The sequence below is a fragment of the Leyella stercorea DSM 18206 genome (assembly GCF_000235885.1).
GTDB lineage: Bacteria > Bacteroidota > Bacteroidia > Bacteroidales > Bacteroidaceae > Prevotella > Prevotella stercorea.
Map to the genome: position 1 here is coordinate 1 of NZ_JH379330.1, position 17,442 is coordinate 17,442.

At 41.4% G+C, this 17,442-nt stretch carries 16 protein-coding genes; 10 read left to right on the forward strand and 6 right to left on the reverse strand.

The window, feature by feature from the left end:
• Nucleotides 1-266: 266 nt before the first annotated feature.
• The 8 genes from HMPREF0673_RS00005 to HMPREF0673_RS00040 all read left to right on the forward strand — a co-directional run bounded on the left by HMPREF0673_RS00005 (nucleotide 267) and on the right by HMPREF0673_RS00040 (nucleotide 10,159).
• Nucleotides 267-1,433, forward strand: a complete 1,167-nt coding sequence (locus HMPREF0673_RS00005) for a site-specific integrase (RefSeq protein WP_007896569.1) — start codon at nucleotides 267-269, stop codon at nucleotides 1,431-1,433.
• A gap of 24 nt (nucleotides 1,434-1,457) precedes the next feature.
• Nucleotides 1,458-2,612, forward strand: coding sequence for a site-specific integrase (locus HMPREF0673_RS00010; protein ID WP_007896579.1), 1,155 nt, complete (start codon nucleotides 1,458-1,460; stop codon nucleotides 2,610-2,612).
• Nucleotides 2,613-2,778: 166 nt separating this feature from the next.
• Nucleotides 2,779-2,985 (forward strand): helix-turn-helix transcriptional regulator, encoded by a 207-nt coding sequence (locus HMPREF0673_RS00015; RefSeq protein ID WP_007896581.1) that lies wholly within the window; start codon nucleotides 2,779-2,781, stop codon nucleotides 2,983-2,985.
• A 66-nt stretch (nucleotides 2,986-3,051) separates the two neighbouring features.
• Nucleotides 3,052-5,412 (forward strand): EcoAI/FtnUII family type I restriction enzme subunit R, encoded by a 2,361-nt coding sequence (gene hsdR, locus HMPREF0673_RS00020; RefSeq protein WP_007896584.1) that lies wholly within the window; start codon nucleotides 3,052-3,054, stop codon nucleotides 5,410-5,412.
• Nucleotides 5,413-5,426: 14 nt separating this feature from the next.
• Entirely contained in the window at nucleotides 5,427-6,938 is a 1,512-nt protein-coding gene (locus HMPREF0673_RS00025) for a class I SAM-dependent DNA methyltransferase (protein WP_040596098.1), read from the forward strand.
• 37 nt (nucleotides 6,939-6,975) lie between these two features.
• A complete protein-coding gene (locus HMPREF0673_RS00030; protein ID WP_007896587.1) occupies nucleotides 6,976-8,001 on the forward strand; it encodes a PDDEXK nuclease domain-containing protein in 1,026 nt (341 codons plus the stop codon).
• Between the two features lie 40 nt (nucleotides 8,002-8,041).
• Nucleotides 8,042-8,548, forward strand: coding sequence for a hypothetical protein (locus tag HMPREF0673_RS00035; protein WP_007896589.1), 507 nt, complete (start codon nucleotides 8,042-8,044; stop codon nucleotides 8,546-8,548).
• 15 nt (nucleotides 8,549-8,563) lie between these two features.
• Complete coding sequence (locus HMPREF0673_RS00040; RefSeq protein WP_007896592.1) at nucleotides 8,564-10,159, forward strand: restriction endonuclease subunit S; 1,596 nt, start codon at nucleotides 8,564-8,566, stop codon at nucleotides 10,157-10,159.
• An 8-nt stretch (nucleotides 10,160-10,167) separates the two neighbouring features.
• On the opposite strand, the gene HMPREF0673_RS00045 is transcribed toward HMPREF0673_RS00040, so the two are convergent.
• Nucleotides 10,168-10,530: a restriction endonuclease subunit S gene (locus HMPREF0673_RS00045; RefSeq protein WP_245544205.1), complete on the reverse strand. Its 363-nt coding sequence runs from the start codon at nucleotides 10,528-10,530 to the stop codon at nucleotides 10,168-10,170.
• A gap of 119 nt (nucleotides 10,531-10,649) precedes the next feature.
• Nucleotides 10,650-12,035 (reverse strand): restriction endonuclease subunit S, encoded by a 1,386-nt coding sequence (locus HMPREF0673_RS00050; protein ID WP_007896596.1) that lies wholly within the window; start codon nucleotides 12,033-12,035, stop codon nucleotides 10,650-10,652.
• Nucleotides 12,036-12,095: 60 nt separating this feature from the next.
• Here HMPREF0673_RS00050 and HMPREF0673_RS00055 point away from each other — a divergent pair, with 60 nt between their 5' ends.
• Both HMPREF0673_RS00055 and HMPREF0673_RS00060 read left to right on the forward strand, forming a co-directional pair.
• The gene (locus tag HMPREF0673_RS00055; protein ID WP_007896597.1) at nucleotides 12,096-12,902 is read left to right on the forward strand and encodes a tyrosine-type recombinase/integrase; all 807 of its coding nucleotides are present in this window, start codon (nucleotides 12,096-12,098) and stop codon (nucleotides 12,900-12,902) included.
• Between the two features lie 132 nt (nucleotides 12,903-13,034).
• Nucleotides 13,035-13,982, forward strand: a complete 948-nt coding sequence (locus HMPREF0673_RS00060) for a hypothetical protein (RefSeq protein WP_245544206.1) — start codon at nucleotides 13,035-13,037, stop codon at nucleotides 13,980-13,982.
• Here HMPREF0673_RS00060 and mobV read toward each other — a convergent pair.
• The 4 genes from mobV to HMPREF0673_RS00080 all read right to left on the reverse strand — a co-directional run bounded on the left by mobV (nucleotide 13,972) and on the right by HMPREF0673_RS00080 (nucleotide 16,979).
• Nucleotides 13,972-15,408: a MobV family relaxase gene (mobV, locus tag HMPREF0673_RS00065; RefSeq protein WP_007896599.1), complete on the reverse strand. Its 1,437-nt coding sequence runs from the start codon at nucleotides 15,406-15,408 to the stop codon at nucleotides 13,972-13,974. The genes HMPREF0673_RS00060 and mobV overlap by 11 nt on opposite strands.
• A gap of 274 nt (nucleotides 15,409-15,682) precedes the next feature.
• Nucleotides 15,683-16,285 carry a helix-turn-helix domain-containing protein gene (locus HMPREF0673_RS00070; protein ID WP_007896611.1) on the reverse strand — a complete coding sequence of 201 codons (603 nt, stop codon included), beginning with the start codon at nucleotides 16,283-16,285 and terminating at the stop codon, nucleotides 15,683-15,685.
• Between the two features lie 44 nt (nucleotides 16,286-16,329).
• On the reverse strand, nucleotides 16,330-16,638 hold the full coding sequence (locus HMPREF0673_RS00075) for a hypothetical protein (RefSeq protein WP_007896612.1): 309 nt from the start codon (nucleotides 16,636-16,638) through the stop codon (nucleotides 16,330-16,332).
• 2 nt (nucleotides 16,639-16,640) lie between these two features.
• Nucleotides 16,641-16,979, reverse strand: coding sequence for a helix-turn-helix domain-containing protein (locus HMPREF0673_RS00080; RefSeq protein ID WP_005679991.1), 339 nt, complete (start codon nucleotides 16,977-16,979; stop codon nucleotides 16,641-16,643).
• Nucleotides 16,980-17,442 lie beyond the last annotated feature (463 nt).

Sequence of the window (17,442 nt, forward strand, 5' to 3'; positions counted from 1 at the left end):
AACAGTAGCACATAGAAGCCGACGAAGTAGAGGATTTTATGGCGTAAAACAAAGTCGTAGCAAATCAAAGAAAATACACGTTATATCATTGATACACAGATACTTCTTTGATTTGATTTCTTTTATTTTCTTGACTGTTAAAAATCTATTTTTGGTGCATTTTTGTTGCACGTTTGTTACGCGAAACAAAATAATCTTTATAACTTTGACCTCAGAGAAGCCCGAATGTGGGCATAAAATAGAAACAAATAAAAGCATATAACAGCATGGGAAGACAAAAGAAAGTATCAAAACCGAAAGAGCCTGTTCGCATTCGTCAGCGCAAGTTGAAGAATGGAAATATCAGCCTCTATCTCGACATTTATTCAGATGGTGTCAGAAAATACGAGTCGCTGTCGCTCTACCTCGTTCCAGAGAAAGACCCGATTTCAAAAGACCAGAACAGACACGCTATGCAAGTGGCAAACAAGGTGAAGTCAGAAAGAATATTGGGGTTGCAGAACCGTGGCATCAAACAATGGGAGAAAATCAAGCAGGAGAATATGCCACTGCTGACTTGGCTCTGCAAATATGAGCAGTCAGACGGCAACTTTGCCAAATCCACATTGAAAGGCAGAAAGGAGATGCGCCACAAGATAGAACAGTACCTTGCCACGACTGGCGACATCAATATCTGTTTGTCAGAAATAGATGTTGATTTCTGCCGTGGCTTCGTGAAGTTTTTGAAAACGGCACATCACGGAGTGAAGAAAGACGCTACAGCTGTTATCAGTCAAGGTTGCGCACATCATCATCAAGCGGTATTCAATGGAGCGTTGAATAAGGCAGTGCGTGAGAGTATCATAGCAAGCAATCCAATGAAACTGTTGGATGCTAAGGAGAAGCATCAGCCAGCCGAAAGCGTAAGAGAATATCTGACCATTGACGAGTTGAAAGCCATTATGAAAGCGGACTGCGCCAACACGGAAGTAAAAAAGGCATTTATCTTCTCTTGCTTTGCAGGATTGCGCTTGGGTGATGTACGTGCGCTCACATGGAACAAGGTGTTTCTCGCATCTGACGGAAAGACAAAGTTTGTCCGCACGATCATGGAGAAGACAAACAAACTCGTCAATGTTCCATTATCAAAAGAGGCTCTGAACTGCCTTAATGAAAGGGAAGACCCGAACGAGCCGATATTCACTTTGCCAGGTACTCCAACGGTATGTCACGACATTCGTAAATGGATGCAAAATGCTGATATTAAAAAGCATATCTCGTTTCACTGCTCACGCCACACCTTCGCCACGATGATGCTGACACTTGGAGTTGACATCTATACAACAAGCAAATTATTGGGGCATAGCAATGTCTCTACAACACAGATATACAGCAAGATAGTGGACGAGAAAAAAGTGGAGGCGGTCAACAAGGTTGATAATCTATTTGATTAGCACTAATAAAAAAGGTAACTGAAAATGAGTGTAGAGATAAGAACAAGAGTGTTAAAAAATGGCAGTCAGTCACTATACCTTGACTGCTATGAGAATGGTAAAAGGGAATATGAGGCACTGCATTTGTACCTTGTTCCAGAGGTAAACGAAGACGCAAAGCGAGAGAACAAGAACGCCATGAAAAAGGCGGTCGCAATCAAGGCTGAAAGACTCCTTGGTATTCGTAAGGAGGCAAATGTTCCAGATGAAACGGCATTAAGAAAGGCATCGCCTGTTTTCTATGAATGGCTGCTTGATTATCACAAGGGATTGATTGACAGCCAAGCGTATTCTCAGAACTACATCAAGAATGTATGGAAGCTGATAGCCATCATGCACCAATATATGAAATACAGCCATAAAGGTGGCATACGATTGATAGACTTCAATAAAAACGTATATATGGGCTTCTTGAACTATATGAGGGACATCTATGTTTCGCCAAAGTCTCCAAGCAACCCTCAGAAGCTGGCACAGTCCACCATGCACCAAATGCAGACCACACTCAACACCATATTGAACAAGGCGGTCAGAAACGGTCTGATAAGTGCAAATCCTTTTGCTTCATTGGATATAAGGGAAAGGGTCAGCAAGGCAGAGAGTAATATTGTTGCATTGACAAAAGAAGAGGTCATGTCATTGGCTTCCGTTGAAACAGGCAGTCCTGCAACCAAACAATGTTATATGTTCTGTTGTTTTACAGGTTTAAGACATAGCGACATATCCAACTTAAAATGGAAGGATATTCGCCAAACTGATGCGGGATTGGCAATCTATCTGCCTCGTATGCAGAAAACCAAGCACCCCATTCTGATACCATTAGGCAAAAAGGCATTGGAATGGTTGCCCGACAAGCAAGATAAAAGTGAAGATAGCCTTGTGTTCAACACACCGCAAATCTGCAACTGTGACAGAGCCTTGAAGCACATGGCAAAACGAGCTGGCATTACAAAGGTTCTCGGATTTCACACAAGTCGGCACACTTTTGGAACATTGGCTATCCTCGCAGGATGTGACATCTTGACTGTGAGCAAACTATTGGGTCATAAAAGTGTTAAGACAACACAGATTTATGCTTCCGTAGCCATGCAGATGAGAGCGAATGCCGTCAAGCGAGTGGAAAAAGTATTTGGAAATTAGGGAAGAAAAGAAAGGGAGTAAGGAGGATAAAATCTCTTTATTCCCTTATTTCGTATCAAATGGATGTGAAAGTGTGAAATATCGTTATATTTTTACCTATTAGAGCCACATAACGAATTATTATCGCAAAATTTAATGTATATTTGCAGTAAAATTCGGTGAAAATATGAAACTGAACAGAATAAAAGACACGTTGGAAGAAAAAGGCATCTCTCAGACATGGCTTGCAAAACAGCTTGGGAAGAGCTTTAGTACAGTAAACTGCTACGCCAGAAATAAATACCAGCCAGATTTGGAAACATTGCTTGCAATATCAAAAATTCTACAAGTCGATTTGAAGGACTTGATAACAGACGAGGGCGAGCGAGAATAAAAACGCCAAATACTGGATTTTTAGAACTGGACAAAATAACTTCCGATAATAAAACGTTATTTGAACATGGGCATAAGCAAAGAACTTACAGAAGAGGACATCAAGTTCCGCTATATCAACGAAGCCATCATAAGCAAGGGATGGTCAAAGGATAGTATATTCATGGAACAGAAGGTTAAATTTACTGACGGTAAAATTAGCCTTCATGGTAATCTTGTGCATAGAGAGAAACCGAAGTTTGCCGACTATGTACTTTATGCAAATAAGGCAACACCCATTGCTATTGTAGAAGCAAAGGATGCCAATCATTCTGTTTCTCATGGATTGCAACAAGCCATGACCTATGCTCAAATGCTTGATGTGAAGTTTGCATACAGTTCAAATGGTGAGGGTTTTGCCGAACATGACTTCTTGACAGGCAAGGAACGCACTTTTGCTATGGACGAATTTCCAACAAAAGAAGAACTTATCGAAAAATATAAAAATGAGGCTAACGATGGAAATGGACTTAACGAACAAGAGCTGGCTATCATAGAGCAGCCTTTTTGCACTGGTCAAAATATATTTCCGCCACGATATTATCAGCGCAATGCAGTAAACCGTACAGTCAATGCCATTGCCAAAGGACAAAACCGTGTGCTCCTTGTCATGGCAACTGGCACAGGCAAGACATATACTGCATTTCAGATTGTATGGCGTTTACTTAAAAGTGGTTTGAAGAAGAAAGTGTTGTATCTTGCAGACAGAAACATATTGGTTGACCAATCCATACAGCAGGACTTCAAACCATTAGATAAGGTAACGCACAAGATAGACTACTCAAAAGACAAAAAACACTTGGAAGAATTGGGTTCTTATCAAGTGTTCTTTGCACTCTATCAACAGCTGATTGGACAGAATGATGCCAAAAACTATAAGGAGTTGTTTCCTAATCCAGACTATTTTGACCTTGTTATCGTTGATGAGTGTCATAGAGGTAGCGCAAAGGATGATAGCAACTGGCGAAACATTTTGGAATACTTTTCTTCGGCTACTCATATAGGTATGACTGCCACACCTAAAGAAACAAAGTACCAGTCAAGTATTGGCTACTTTGGTGAGCCTATATATACATACAGTCTTAAAAACGGAATTGAGGACGGTTTCCTTGCTCCTTTCAAAGTAATCAACATCACAACCAACATTGGCGATGAGTGGAGACCGACAAAGGGACAAAAGGATATTTACGGCAATGAGATAGAAGACCGCATTTATAACAACAGCGACTATGACTATAACATTGTCATAGAAGACCGCATAAGGGAAGTTGCGCAAGAGATAACCAACTATCTGAAAAGTACAGATCGCATGGCTAAGACCATAGTGTTCTGTGCTGATGAAACTCATGCGGAACGTATGCGTATGGCTTTGGCTAATGCCAATGCTGACATGTGCAAGAAAAATCCCGACTATGTGGTTCGTATAACTGGTAGTGACGAATACGGAAAAGGCAAGTTGGATTATTTCATTTCTGTTGCAGAGAAATACCCTGTCATAGCGACAACAAGTAAGTTGCTTTCAACTGGTGTTGATTGCAAAATGACAAAACTGATTGTTCTTGACCAACAAATCGGCTCTATGACAGAGTTCAAACAGATAATTGGTCGTGGCACTCGTCTTCGTGAGAAAGAAGGAAAGACATACTTCACTGTAATGGACTTCCGCAACGTGACACGATTGTTTGCAGACCCAGATTGGGACGGACCGATTGAAATAGACCCGAACTATCCGCCCAAGCAGAAAGAGCCTAAGCCGTATGTACTTCCTGAAAACGACGAGCCTAAAGGCGTGAAAGAACCAGATCCTGAACCACGACCGAAGCCGATTGTTGCCAAGGATGGTTGTCAAGTTATGGTCATTAACAAAGTCGTTTCTGTCTATGACACAAACGGTAAGTTACTTCGCACGGAAAGCATTACCGACTATACAAAGAAAAGTATCATAGATACATACGCTACGATAGATACGTTCACTTCCAAGTGGCAAGAAACCAAGAAAAAGTCAGATATTGCTGAAATGCTTAAAGACAGTGGTATTGATCTTGCAGCATTGAAGCACGACCAAGACATGGACGATGTTGATGATTTCGATTTCATCTGCCATATAGCCTACGGCAAGAAAACGCTTACACGACATGAACGTGCCGAACAAGTGAAGAAACGAGACATATTCAGCAAGTATGGTGAACAGGCACGACTTGTGCTTGAAGCCTTGTTGGATAAGTACACCAAGGAAGGTGTGTCAGAATTGGAAAGCCTGACAGTACTTGAAAATGACCCATTCCGCAAATTGGGTTCAAAGGCAAACATCGTGAAGTTCTTTGGTGGCAAGCAAGGCTATCTTGATGCCGTAAAGGAACTGGAACAATACATATATAATATAGCATAAAATAGAAACAAAATATGAGTTTATCAAATTTCGTAAAACGAGTACGCAATATAATGCGCAATGATGCCGGTATCAACGGTGATGCGCAACGCATAGAACAAATGGCGTGGATGCTGTTCTTGAAAGTCTATGACGAGAAAGAGAATGATTGGGAGTTGGACGATGATGATTACAAGTCTATTATTCCAGAAGAATGCCGTTGGCGCAACTGGGCGCATGACGATGGAAGTGGTAATGCCTTGACTGGTGATGAGCTGCTTTCGTTTGTCAACAACACCTTGTTTGTTGAACTCAAAAACATTGAGGTTACACCAACCACCCCAATTCGTCAGGCAATAGTAAAGACAACTTTTGAGGATGCCAACCAATATATGAAGGATGGTGTTCAGCTCCGCCAGGTGCTGAATGTGATTGACGGACTGAACCTTGGTGACTATGAAGAGAGTCATGCTTTCGGTGAGATATACGAGACTATTCTCAAAGAAATGCAGTCGGCAGGTTCCTCTGGTGAGTTCTATACCCCAAGAGCCTTGACCGAATTTATGGCAGAGATAGTCAATCCGCAGATTGGTGAGAAAATGGCAGACTTCGCTTGTGGTACAGGAGGTTTCATCACAAGTTGGTTGGGTGAATTGGACAAGAAGGTAAAGACTGCTGAAGACCGCAAAGAGTACAATCAGTCTGTATTTGGCATAGAAAAGAAACAATTCCCGTATATGCTATGTGTGACAAACCTGTTGCTGCATGGTATTGACACGCCATTGGTATATCACGACAACTCGCTTACAAAGGATGTTCTCAACTACACAGACGAAGATAAGTTTGATGTTGTGTTGATGAACCCACCATACGGTGGAAACGAGAAGTTGGATGTCAAGTCACATTTCCCTTCTGATATGCGCAGTAGCGAGACTGCTGACTTGTTCATGGTTCTCATCATGTACCGACTGAAGAGGAATGGTCGTGCAGCGGTCATTGTTCCAGACGGTTTCCTGTTTGGAGCGGACAACACAAAGATAGCCATCAAGACCAAGCTGCTCAGAGATTTCAACTTGCATACCATTATCCGTTTGCCAGGCAGTATCTTTGCACCTTACACTTCGATTGCCACGAACATTTTGTTCTTCGACAACACCTGTGCGGAGGGTGCTCCAGAGGGCTATTCTACAAAGGAAACGTGGTTCTATCGTTTGGATATGCCAGAGGGTTACAAGCATTTCTCCAAGACAAAATCCATGAAGTCAGAACATTGCGACCCAATCCGTGAGTGGTGGAACGACCGTAAGGAGATTATTATTGCTGATGGTGACGAGAAATCTCGTTGCTATTCGGTTGAAGACCTTATCGCCACCGATTGCAACTTCGACTTGTGCAAGTTCCCGAAAGAGGATGAAGAAATCCTGCCTCCTGCCGAACTGCTTGCCGACTATTTCAAGAAACGCAAGGCTCTTGATCATGAAATTGATAAGACATTGGCAGAGATACAGCGTATCTTGGGAATAAATGTGAATGTGGACGAATTGTAAAATGTGGAACGGTGTTCCACAAATCTAAAAGATTGGCATGGAGAATAAAGATTTGACAAACATAAATGATGCTGCCTATCAGAAGTTGATAGACAACATAGCCACGCTATGGGGTGAGGCGAAGTCAAAAGCCATTGCTGCGGTCAATACGGAATTGCTTGATGCCAACTGGCAAACAGGAAAGTATATTGTTGAATTTGAACAGGGTGGCAAACAAAGAGCAGAATATGGCAAAAGGTTACTTGTAAACCTTGCAAAGGATTTGACAGCAAGAAATGGAAAAGGTTTTAACCGAACAAACCTTACCTATATGCGTAAGTTATACTTGGCATTCCCAAAATGTGGGACACTGTCCCACAAATTGACATGGAGCCATTATTATGAACTGTTGAAGTGTGATAATGCACTTGAAATGCAGTTCTATTATAAGGAATCCATCAAGGAATGTTGGAAAGTTAGGGAACTGAAAAGACAGATGAAGAGCTGTCTGTTTCAGCGACTTGCACTAAGCACAGACAAGGCTGGAGTTCTTGCTTTGGCAAACGAGGGGCATCAAGTACAAACTCCGCAAGACATCATCCGTGACCCTTTCGTGCTTGAATTTGCAGGGCTTCCCAAACAGAAACGCTATAAGGAGAGTGACTTGGAAAAGGCTCTGAAAGACCACATGGAGCAGTTCCTTTTGGAAATGGGACGTGGTTTTGCATTTGTGGGCAGACAATACTCCATGCAGATAGGAAGCCGACAGTTCAAGGTGGATTTGGTATTCTACCATTGTATTTTGAAATGCTATGTGTTGATTGACTTGAAGCGAGCAGAGATAAAGCATGGTGATATTGGGCAGATGAATCTCTACCTGAACTATTTCAAAACAGAAGTGTGTCAACCTGACGATAATCCCCCTATTGGTATAGTTTTGGGAGCAAGAAAAGACGAACTTCTGATGGAGTATGCCTTGGAGGGTATAACCAATCAATTGTTTGTGGCTCGTTACCAACTCTATTTGCCAAAGCGTGAAGAACTGCAAGCGCAACTTGACAAGTTGTTAGACGAAGCAGAGTAACAACAATAAAATAAGGACATTTCGATTTTATAGCATAATTATGAAAAGTAATATTGGAATACAAATCATTTTGTCTATTGTACTGACTATGTGCAGTATCAATATAAATGCACAAACGGTTGGATATACATATCGACCTTTGGCTGCCGAGGGATGCAACATGAAATATAGCGTTACAAAGCAAGATACAACATATTACATTATTGCAACCGTAAAGTCAGACAGACTGAATTTCCTGAAAGAATCAACCATGTTGTTGAAAACATTCGATGGTGAAGTTATTAAACTTTATGGTTCTCAGATTGGTAGCGGCTCTGAAACGGCAGGTATTGTCTCTGGCAATATAGTCCTTCCAGTGACAGAAATCAGTTCTACAGCTCAATTCAAGATAAGTCCACAACAATTTGAGTTGTTGAAAAAAGGCGTGGCTAAGATAAGGTTATCTACCATACCTATTGAGCATGAGCGGACATTTGCCAAAGATAAAATAGGCAAGAAACTTTATCAGTTCTTCTTGAAGCAGAAGAATAAGGACAATGATTTCTAACGATAGAAAATTACAATGAACGGAAAACAATTAAAGAATAGCATATTACAATGGGCGATACAGGGAAAACTTGTACCGCAGGATCCTAATGACGAACCGGCAAGCGTATTGCTTGATAAGATTCGCCAAGAGAAAGAACGCTTGATCAAGGAGAAGAAAATCAAGCGTGACAAGAACGCATCCATTATCTACCGTGGTGAGGACAATTCCTATTATGAGAAGATACTTGCTACGGGGGAGGTGAAGTGTATTGATGAGGAGATACCGTTTGAAGTGCCACAAGGGTGGGAATGGTGCAGGGCTTCTTCTGTAATCTTACCTCCGAAATATGGAACTTCAAATAAATCTGTTGGTATAGGCTCAGTTCCCGTCTTAAGAATGGGAAATATTCAAGATGGAGAAATTGATTTTACAAAATTGGTTTACAGCAATAATGAAATTGATAATGAAAAATATAAATTGCAAAACGGTGATCTTTTATTTAATCGTACAAACAGTGCAGAGCTTGTAGGTAAAACAGGAATCTTTAGAGGAAATAGGCCTGCAATATTTGCTGGGTATATTATACTGCTACGACCTATATTAGTTTGCTCTGATTTTTTGAATTTCGTTTTCGGCTCACCTTATGTTCGCTCATATTGTAAGGACGTAAAAACAATAGGTGTTCAACAATGCAATATAAATGCAGAAAAGGTTTCAAACCTGCTTATTCCTATAGCTCCATTGGGAGAACAAAAACGGATAGTTGATAAAATTAATTCTTTGAGTGCAAATCTGTCATATTATAATAGAAGTCAACAAAAATTAGACGAGTTGAACGACACAATTAGATTACAGTTAAAGAAATCAATTTTACAAGAAGCGATACAAGGCAGACTTGTATCACAGATAGCCGAGGAAGGCACTGCAACTGAACTGCTTGAACTGATAAAGACAGAGAAGCAGAAACTAGTCAAGGATGGTAAACTCAAGAAGTCTTCCCTCAACGATAGCGTTATCTTCAAAGGTGACGATAACAAGTATTATGAGAAAATAGACACAGAAGTAGCTGATATAACAGCGGAAATTCCGTTTGAATTACCTGCTGCTTGGACTTGGTGTAGGCTTAGAGACATCTGTCAAATCATGACAGGTGCAACTTTCAAGAAAGATGAAGCCAACAACAGCGGTATCGGAGTACGAGTGCTCAGAGGTGGCAATATTTCTCCGTTCAAATTGCAGCTGAAATCAGACGATTTGTATGTGCATACTGACAAGGTTAAAGAAGCAATATTACTCAAAAAGAATGATATTGTAACGCCTGCCGTAACCAGTCTTGAAAATATCGGTAAAATGGCTCTTGTGAGCGAGGACTTACATAATATAACTGTAGGCGGTTTCGTGTTCATTATTCGCAGCCACTTGACATCCAATGTGTTTGCAAAATATCTGCAATATATAATGAGTGCGCCAGCAACCATTGAGTTTATGCAATCTATAACCAATAAGTCGGGACAGGCTTTCTATAATATTGGAAAAGAGCGACTAAATGCCGCTCTTATTCCAATACCACCGATAGGTGAAATCCAAAGAATTAACGACAAAATAGAAACCATATTTTCTTTGTCGTAGTTGTGTTCCTACAACCTTTTGAGTAGTGAATTTATTTTTTCAACAATGCGTTTTTGTTCGTCAACTGGCGGAACTCCAATAATTAACGAATAAAATATTTCCTTATTAAGGTGCGGTATTGCCGCACCTTTTTTTGAGTTCCGTAGCAAGTCCTTGTGGAACGCGATAAAGTGAAGAACATACTCTAACGACACGGCATCACTTACCCATAACTGCTTGAATGTGCTACCCATATAGCCACCACATGGCACGGTGAACACTTCGCCTGAGTTTTCACCGTCCACAAGGATAATGTGGTCGTTCTTTTCTACAAACTTTCCTTTTGCAAGGTAGTCGCCACATGATTTTCCACGCAGGAACTTGGCATCCAAACAGAGTTGTTGTCCCTCTCGCTTTTCTCCGTCAGTAAGGGCGCAAAGCGATGACAATCGAGTGATTAACCAGCTGTCAGGAAAGTCTATATCTAACTCTATTTGACAGGTTTCTATGCCTACCTGCTCATAATACTTGTTAGCTCATAGTATCGTTTAACTATTCTAACCTGCTCTTCACTCGGTGGAATTGGTAAGATAAAGTCTGAAATCAGTACCATAGAAATATTATCATTAGTAGAGTTCTTACGTTCCGTAATGATTTCCTGTATATAAGGTGATTTTATGATTAAATCCAAATATGCAGATGAAATATATTCTGATCTCAAAACAGCTACACGCTGGTTGGCTAAGAGTTCTTCTTTGAGTTTATCATGCAAATATACACTCTTACCAACTGTTCCTCCAGTCATAGCTAAAAGTATATCGTGCTGAAGTATTTTGTATTGAAGCAGAGAGTCGTTCCCATTGTACCGCACAATGTTAGTCTCTTTCAATCCCAAAGGAGTAATGTCTGAAATGCGAATAACTCTGCGTCCAGTCGGAGACTTTAAAGCACTACTGGGAAATGCAAAGCCACCTAACAATTCCACACAATCTGACAGACGTGTCCATTGCCAACTTTCGGGAATTTCAAAAGGTATCTCGTCATCAATGCAAACTTCTTCCTTACGGTTCTTCTCCCAATACTTGTTATCGCCACCTTTAAAGATAACACTATCGTTGAGGGCAGACTTCTTTAGTTTGCCCTCCTTAACCAGTCGTTGCTTCTCTGCCTTAATCTGCTCAAGCAGTTCTTGTGCCGTACCCTCCTCTGTAATCTGTGGCACAAGTTTGCCTTGGATAGCTTCCTGCAATACGGATTTTCTTATGCTCTCATTGAGGTTCCTGTTTAGTTTATCCAACAATTCCTGTTTTACTTCATAACCTTCTATAACAGGAATGACCTCATTCATTTTCTCGAAGATTCTTTCCTGCTCCTTAATGGGTGGCACAGGAACGAGAAAAGAGTTGAAATTATTTTGTGTTAATTGGTTTATCGTGGTGGTGCTACTAACTCCTCTTAGTTGTGAGAAAAACAAATCTGACTGTAAGAAAATAGAGATATACTGATATAATGAAGTCTTGCAAATAGCCATAAAAGCACCAAAAGTCATTGGTTCAGAAACGCTATTAACTATTGCAGATTTTCCAACAAGCTTCGCACTACCATTTCTGGCGCAAATGATGATGTCATTTTTCTCCACTTGCAGTTTCTCACTTATCTCCTTAGTTACTCGTACAACATCATTCAAAACGATTTTACCATTTTGTATATTAGATGAACGTAGAACTATTGTGCCACATGAAGAAACGTCTGTTGGACTGTATGTTAATCCAATATACGACTGAGATACATTTCTAATCCTTGTCCACTCCCACCCATTCGGCAGTTCAAATGGGATCTCCTCATCAATACACTTCACCTCTCCCGTGGCAGGCATCTTCTCATAATAGGAACTCATAGAACAAATCCATGCCTATTTATTAGGACAACTTAATGTTTCACTAATAAACGAATAGAAATGGAATTAGACAAATTTGAAGAGTTCCTAAGCCAAGGCAATATGGCTAAGAACACGATTTCGGCATATCTGTATGCCGTGAAGGAGTTTGGCTCTCGACACAAAGAGTTGAACAAGAGAAACTTGTTGGTTTACAAGACCTACCTGATCGAGACTTACAAACCAAAGACGGTGAACCTCCGTATTCAGGCGTTGAACAAGTATCTTGTATTTGTAGGCAAAACTAAGCTCCGCTTGAAGTCGGTCAAGGTGCAGCAACGTTCTTATTTGGAGAATGTCATCAGCAATGCCGACTACACATTCTTGAAGAACAAATTGAAGAAGGAAGATAACTTGGAGTGGTACTTTGTGGTGCGTTTCTTGGCTGCGACTGGCGCCAGAGTGAGCGAACTTGTACAAATCAAGGTTGAGCACGTGCAAGTAGGCTATTACGACATCTACACCAAGGGTGGCAAGATACGGCGTATCTATATTCCCAAGACATTGCGCACGGAAACAGAAAAATGGTTGCAGACACTAAACCGTACAAGTGGCTATCTCTTTCTCAATCGCTTTGGCGAGCGCATCACGACAAGAGGCATATCACAGCAGTTGAAGAACTATGCGGTGAAGTATGGCTTGAATGAGAAAGTAGTTTACCCTCACTCGTTCCGCCATCGTTATGCCAAGAATTTCTTGGAGAAGTTCAACGACATTGCCTTGCTTGCAGACCTTATGGGACATGAAAGCATCGAAACGACACGTATCTATCTACGAAGAAGCAGCATTGAGCAACAAGAGATAGTTGACAAAGTGATAACCTGGTAATCGAAGCATATTCTATATCTTTTGATATGTTATCCATGCTATTAAACTATGCAAACGAGTATATGCTTTTTACAACAAGTAGAATTGATTATCAGTATTTTACATTACCTTTGCACTCAAAAGAAATTACGCATGGGACTATTCAAGAAGATAAAAGACATATTCAGCAACGACAAAGGCAAGGAGACAAACACGCAAGAGAACGTTTCCTTGCCTTCTTCTATAAATGTACCTCAACAGTCCACCAAGCAGTCTTTGGTAATGCCTGGTGTTACAGAGGTTATAAAGGCAAGGACATATCTGAAAACAAATGACACAGAACAGACTAAATGCCAATACGAGAGTGCGGCTCAAAAAGGATATTCATTGAACCTTGAACCCTATAATTGGCTACTTCGCCATTATATAAGCAAAGAACAATGGAGCGATGCCAAGCGTGTTCTGTTGCTTGTCCCTGCAAAATTCAGCCAAGATGCGCTTGTTGTCGAATTTAGGGAAGTAATAAGGCAACGAGAAGACAAACTACCCAAACAGGCCAATCTCAACAGAACCATTACCACCAAAGAGACATTGGCAAACCGATACAAAAGTTTGATTACTCAACTGCCCGAATTTGATTTCTACACAAGTGGAAATGACGCTCTGTTTTCAGAAGACGCTCCAGTGTGCCATCAGATAGAATATATAATCAGCCATATAGAGAATGAACTACGCAAGGCAAAGGTTGCCGAAAAAAGTAAGGATTACATCACTGCAACCAATATCTATGAAGAGCTGATTGCCAATGGCTATTGGAAGCCAGAGCCTTACAACCGTCTGCTTTATATCTATGACAAGGCAGGACTTACAAATGGTGTAAAGGAGTTGCTTGTTCTTGCAATAAGTTTCTTTGAAAATCAGCAAAAGAAACAGAAACAGGAATTGTTACGCCTTGCCGACAAGTACAAAAGCAGAGCCTATGCAGAGGCGAAAATAAATCAAGGAAAGACAGTGGCATATTTCGATGGTTTCTTTGAAATATACATGCCTTTCCCTGATATTGATGTCTGGAAGCGAATACTCGCTGATACTACCGCTTAATGCCCGAACTCTTTTGGGGATAGTGTTTGCTGTGGGCGAATCTCATGCAGCGTCTGGCAAAGCTGAAAATATCCTCGTCCTTATCCCTCCAAGGCAATTCCGAATTGGAGCCACCGCCACCTCCCGACTGCGTGATGCTTGTTGCCCCATTGATGCCCTCAATGAACATCTTGACGGCTGTGCCAAGTACATCTTTGAAACGCATATCGCACATATCTTCAATAATGGTGTTCTCTGCCATTTTCTTGGCTTCGGGTACATTGGCGCAAATCCTACTGCTCATCGTCAGCAGTTCTTGAAAACTGCCAGCAAGAATAGAGGCTTGGGCGTATGTCTGCAAAGTACGTGATGTCTGCTCCTGCACGACACGCAATGTTTCAGCCTCAGACTTCTGCGCCCTTGTCATAGCTCTGAACTCGGCAAGTGCTTCATCGGCTGCACTCAGTTTTTCTCGTTTGTCCGTCAGCTTGAACTCCAAGGTGGACAACTGACTTTTGAGCCGTTCCAGTTCCTTTGACAATTCGGAATGCTCGCCATTCTGTTGTTCCAACAATTTCTCAACCTCATGGATTTTGTTCTCCACCTCAAACTTCTGGTGAGTGAGGTTTTCTATCATCGTTTTCAGACCTTTAACGGCATTCTCCTTTCTGCGAATGTCAAGTTCCAGTTTGCCATTTGCGATTTCCAACTCACGGCTTTCGGCTTGGAGTTGTCTATACCATTCGTCACGAGGGACATGCTGGGCATTGGTAGCCGAAACGGATTCGCCACGTACCAAGCCCCATTTTTTGTTGACCTCTGCCAAGTAGTCGTGGATAGCATCCAGTTTGTTTGCGTCACCACCAAAAGTATCTCGGTATTTGATACGCATCTTCTGTTTCTTCTCATCGTACATAATTGGCGTTACAAGACAATGGATATGCGGTGAAGACTCGTCAAGATGAACGGAAAAGTCAATGATGTTGTCTTCGCCCCATGCATCGGCAACAGCCTTGTAGATGTCCTTTGCCCACAATTCTATCTCCGCTTTGCGCTTGACATGACTGTTGTCTGCGCCTTTCGCTCGCTCCACATTCTGGTCTCCGAAAGCCATTTCTCGCATTCTGTCGGCATCGCCCGAAAATATCATGTTGCAGGCAATGCGGTATTTGGGCGTTTCAAGCCCTTTGTTAGGGTCTTCCGCACCAGTGGCTTCCAAACGGTCTTGAAACCGCTCCAAAATGGGCTTAGAAGAGCCGAGAGGTACAATCTTACTGCCCTTGACTATCTCAAAGTTGAGATGCGCACGGCTCTTGTCGTAGTTAAACTTCTTGTTGGAGGCTTTGGCTTCCCATTGGGATTCCGTCCAACGCCTCTGATGTTCGTTGTCTTCACCTGCCGAAAACGACTTGACGGCTTGTTGGTGAAACACTTGGTATTCTGGCATAATGTTATTTCTTAGATGGGGTAATGAAATTTATAAAATGAGCTTGCTCTGGTGACCTCCTGAGGGCTTGCCCGACGGAGCATAATTCGGTTGGTGATAACCATACCGAGGATTATGTTCCCCATCTACATTATGCGTACATATAGGCAAGCCTCTTCTGTTGTGTACCATCATTGCTCTAAAACGGTTTTGATGAAGTCTTGGCATTGCGTTCTTACTGGCAAACTGACAGCATGAAGGCAAATGCCAAAACTAAAAAAGAATGAACGGAAAGTTACATTTCACGTTGTTCGTGGAATTGCTCCATATCTTCCGCCAACAACTGCTCTCTCACATCATCAGGGATTTCTTCCAAGGAATGGATTTGCTCCATTTCCGAAGGAGTGATTTCTGTTGAAGTGGAAGGAGGCAAAGTTAAAGAAGTCGGATCTGAAACAGACTTGTTCGGGTTCTGTTCCGACTTCGCTTTGCCGTTGTCTCGCTTATAAAGGGCATTGGCTGTATAAACCGTTTCACCCACATGCTTCCACGCTGCTATGCACCGCATATCCATAATGGTGGTAAGGCAATCAGTTTTTATTGTTACGATACCCAACTGTTCCAACTGTTTCAAGAAGCGGATAACTGTCTTTCGGTTGCAGTTCCATTCCTTTGAAAGTTCAAGGGCAGATACACAAGTTTGTCCTTGCATTAGTGGTTTGGATATGCCACGCTTGGTATAGGTGGTATCGGCAGTTGCCGTGTGGTGAAGCAGTCTGCGGAAACATTGTATTCTGTTGATGCCTCCCTCGTTGCTACTGAGAAAATTCAGTTGTTCGTCCGTCAATGACAAATAGTAAGTGACAGGGCGAGTTTTGTCTATCTCTTTTCTTTCCATGTCCGATTGGTTTATAAATGGTGAATGACTGAAAGGACAACAAATCATCGGTGAAGACCATGCTGTTGCCGTGGCATGTCCTCGTTGACAATCTCCATGAGTTTTCTATCCAAGCGTTGAAGTTCATCTTTGTTAAGACTGTTTATTGCCTCTATGCCTACTCGTAATGCAACGGCACGTCTTCCATACAAAATGGCTTGTTCGTCATTGTCTATGGCATGGTTTGCACCAGTTGCTTCAATGTAATCATTGACAGCATCCCTCATTGATAGTTCACGAAGTCCTGTCTTAGCCCAGAGGACAGACAGTTTGACTGCCTGTTCTTTCTTGGCTTCATATTCTGTTGTCCTCATGGCTACTTGACACTTAAATTTTTCAAGATACGGTTGGCTTCTTCTGAAACCTGCGCCTTTGACGCAATCGCATTTCTGCGAATCCATGTCAAGAGTTCCGCTTTCTCGAAATACACCATCTTGCCATTCGGCTTGTAATAAGGAATGGTCTGCTCATGTGTCATCTTGTAGAGCGAACTTTTTGTCACTCCCATAAATCGGGCAGCTTCTTCCAAAGTCAGCACTTCCTTACCTGCTGACAGGGTATTTTCAAGCACTTCTACTCGCTTGGCGAGTTTTAGGTTCTCCAACATGAGTGCTTGAACATCTGGAGTAACGCTTTGATTGGTTCGTGATTCCATAATCTGTTGATGTTTTAATTTGACTATTTCATCATGACCATTGTTTGTGATTGCAAGTTGAAAGTGATGCAAAGGTATGTAAGAAATTTCTCATTCTGTTAGAAATGCTTGGTCAATGACGAAATCTTAAGTTATATTATAACAATGAAGTTGTTTCATACTCTAAATCATACTTGGATGAAATAAAGTGAAGACAAAATCAAACTTAGAAACGATAGTAAGAATACAAAAAAAACGCTGTTTTTGAAACTTGGTTGTCAAACTCTCAAAATAGACATAAAATGCAGAAATGGTGCTTGGGCTGTAATTTTATAGTTGCAAATACGCAATTATCTCTTTTTTATTTGGAAATTTTTGTTGCACGTTTGTTACGTGGAGGTGTTTTGTAAAATATCAGCACTGATAATCAGTGAGTTACATAGCGAAATAATCCGACGAAGTAGAGCATTGCACCATAGAAATG

Bases quoted from the DNA above. Each gene is read 5' to 3' on its own strand.
- HMPREF0673_RS00005 (WP_007896569.1), top strand. From the start codon at position 267: ATGGGAAGACAAAAGAAAGTATCAAAACCGAAAGAGCCTGTTCGCATT.
- HMPREF0673_RS00010 (WP_007896579.1), top strand. From the start codon at position 1,458: ATGAGTGTAGAGATAAGAACAAGAGTGTTAAAAAATGGCAGTCAGTCA.
- HMPREF0673_RS00015 (WP_007896581.1), top strand. From the start codon at position 2,779: ATGAAACTGAACAGAATAAAAGACACGTTGGAAGAAAAAGGCATCTCT.
- hsdR (WP_007896584.1), top strand. From the start codon at position 3,052: ATGGGCATAAGCAAAGAACTTACAGAAGAGGACATCAAGTTCCGCTAT.
- HMPREF0673_RS00025 (WP_040596098.1), top strand. From the start codon at position 5,427: ATGAGTTTATCAAATTTCGTAAAACGAGTACGCAATATAATGCGCAAT.
- HMPREF0673_RS00030 (WP_007896587.1), top strand. From the start codon at position 6,976: ATGGAGAATAAAGATTTGACAAACATAAATGATGCTGCCTATCAGAAG.
- HMPREF0673_RS00035 (WP_007896589.1), top strand. From the start codon at position 8,042: ATGAAAAGTAATATTGGAATACAAATCATTTTGTCTATTGTACTGACT.
- HMPREF0673_RS00040 (WP_007896592.1), top strand. From the start codon at position 8,564: ATGAACGGAAAACAATTAAAGAATAGCATATTACAATGGGCGATACAG.
- HMPREF0673_RS00050 (WP_007896596.1), bottom strand. From the start codon at position 12,035: ATGAGTTCCTATTATGAGAAGATGCCTGCCACGGGAGAGGTGAAGTGT.
- HMPREF0673_RS00055 (WP_007896597.1), top strand. From the start codon at position 12,096: ATGGAATTAGACAAATTTGAAGAGTTCCTAAGCCAAGGCAATATGGCT.
- HMPREF0673_RS00060 (WP_245544206.1), top strand. From the start codon at position 13,035: ATGGGACTATTCAAGAAGATAAAAGACATATTCAGCAACGACAAAGGC.
- mobV (WP_007896599.1), bottom strand. From the start codon at position 15,408: ATGCCAGAATACCAAGTGTTTCACCAACAAGCCGTCAAGTCGTTTTCG.
- HMPREF0673_RS00070 (WP_007896611.1), bottom strand. From the start codon at position 16,285: ATGGAAAGAAAAGAGATAGACAAAACTCGCCCTGTCACTTACTATTTG.
- HMPREF0673_RS00075 (WP_007896612.1), bottom strand. From the start codon at position 16,638: ATGAGGACAACAGAATATGAAGCCAAGAAAGAACAGGCAGTCAAACTG.
- HMPREF0673_RS00080 (WP_005679991.1), bottom strand. From the start codon at position 16,979: ATGGAATCACGAACCAATCAAAGCGTTACTCCAGATGTTCAAGCACTC.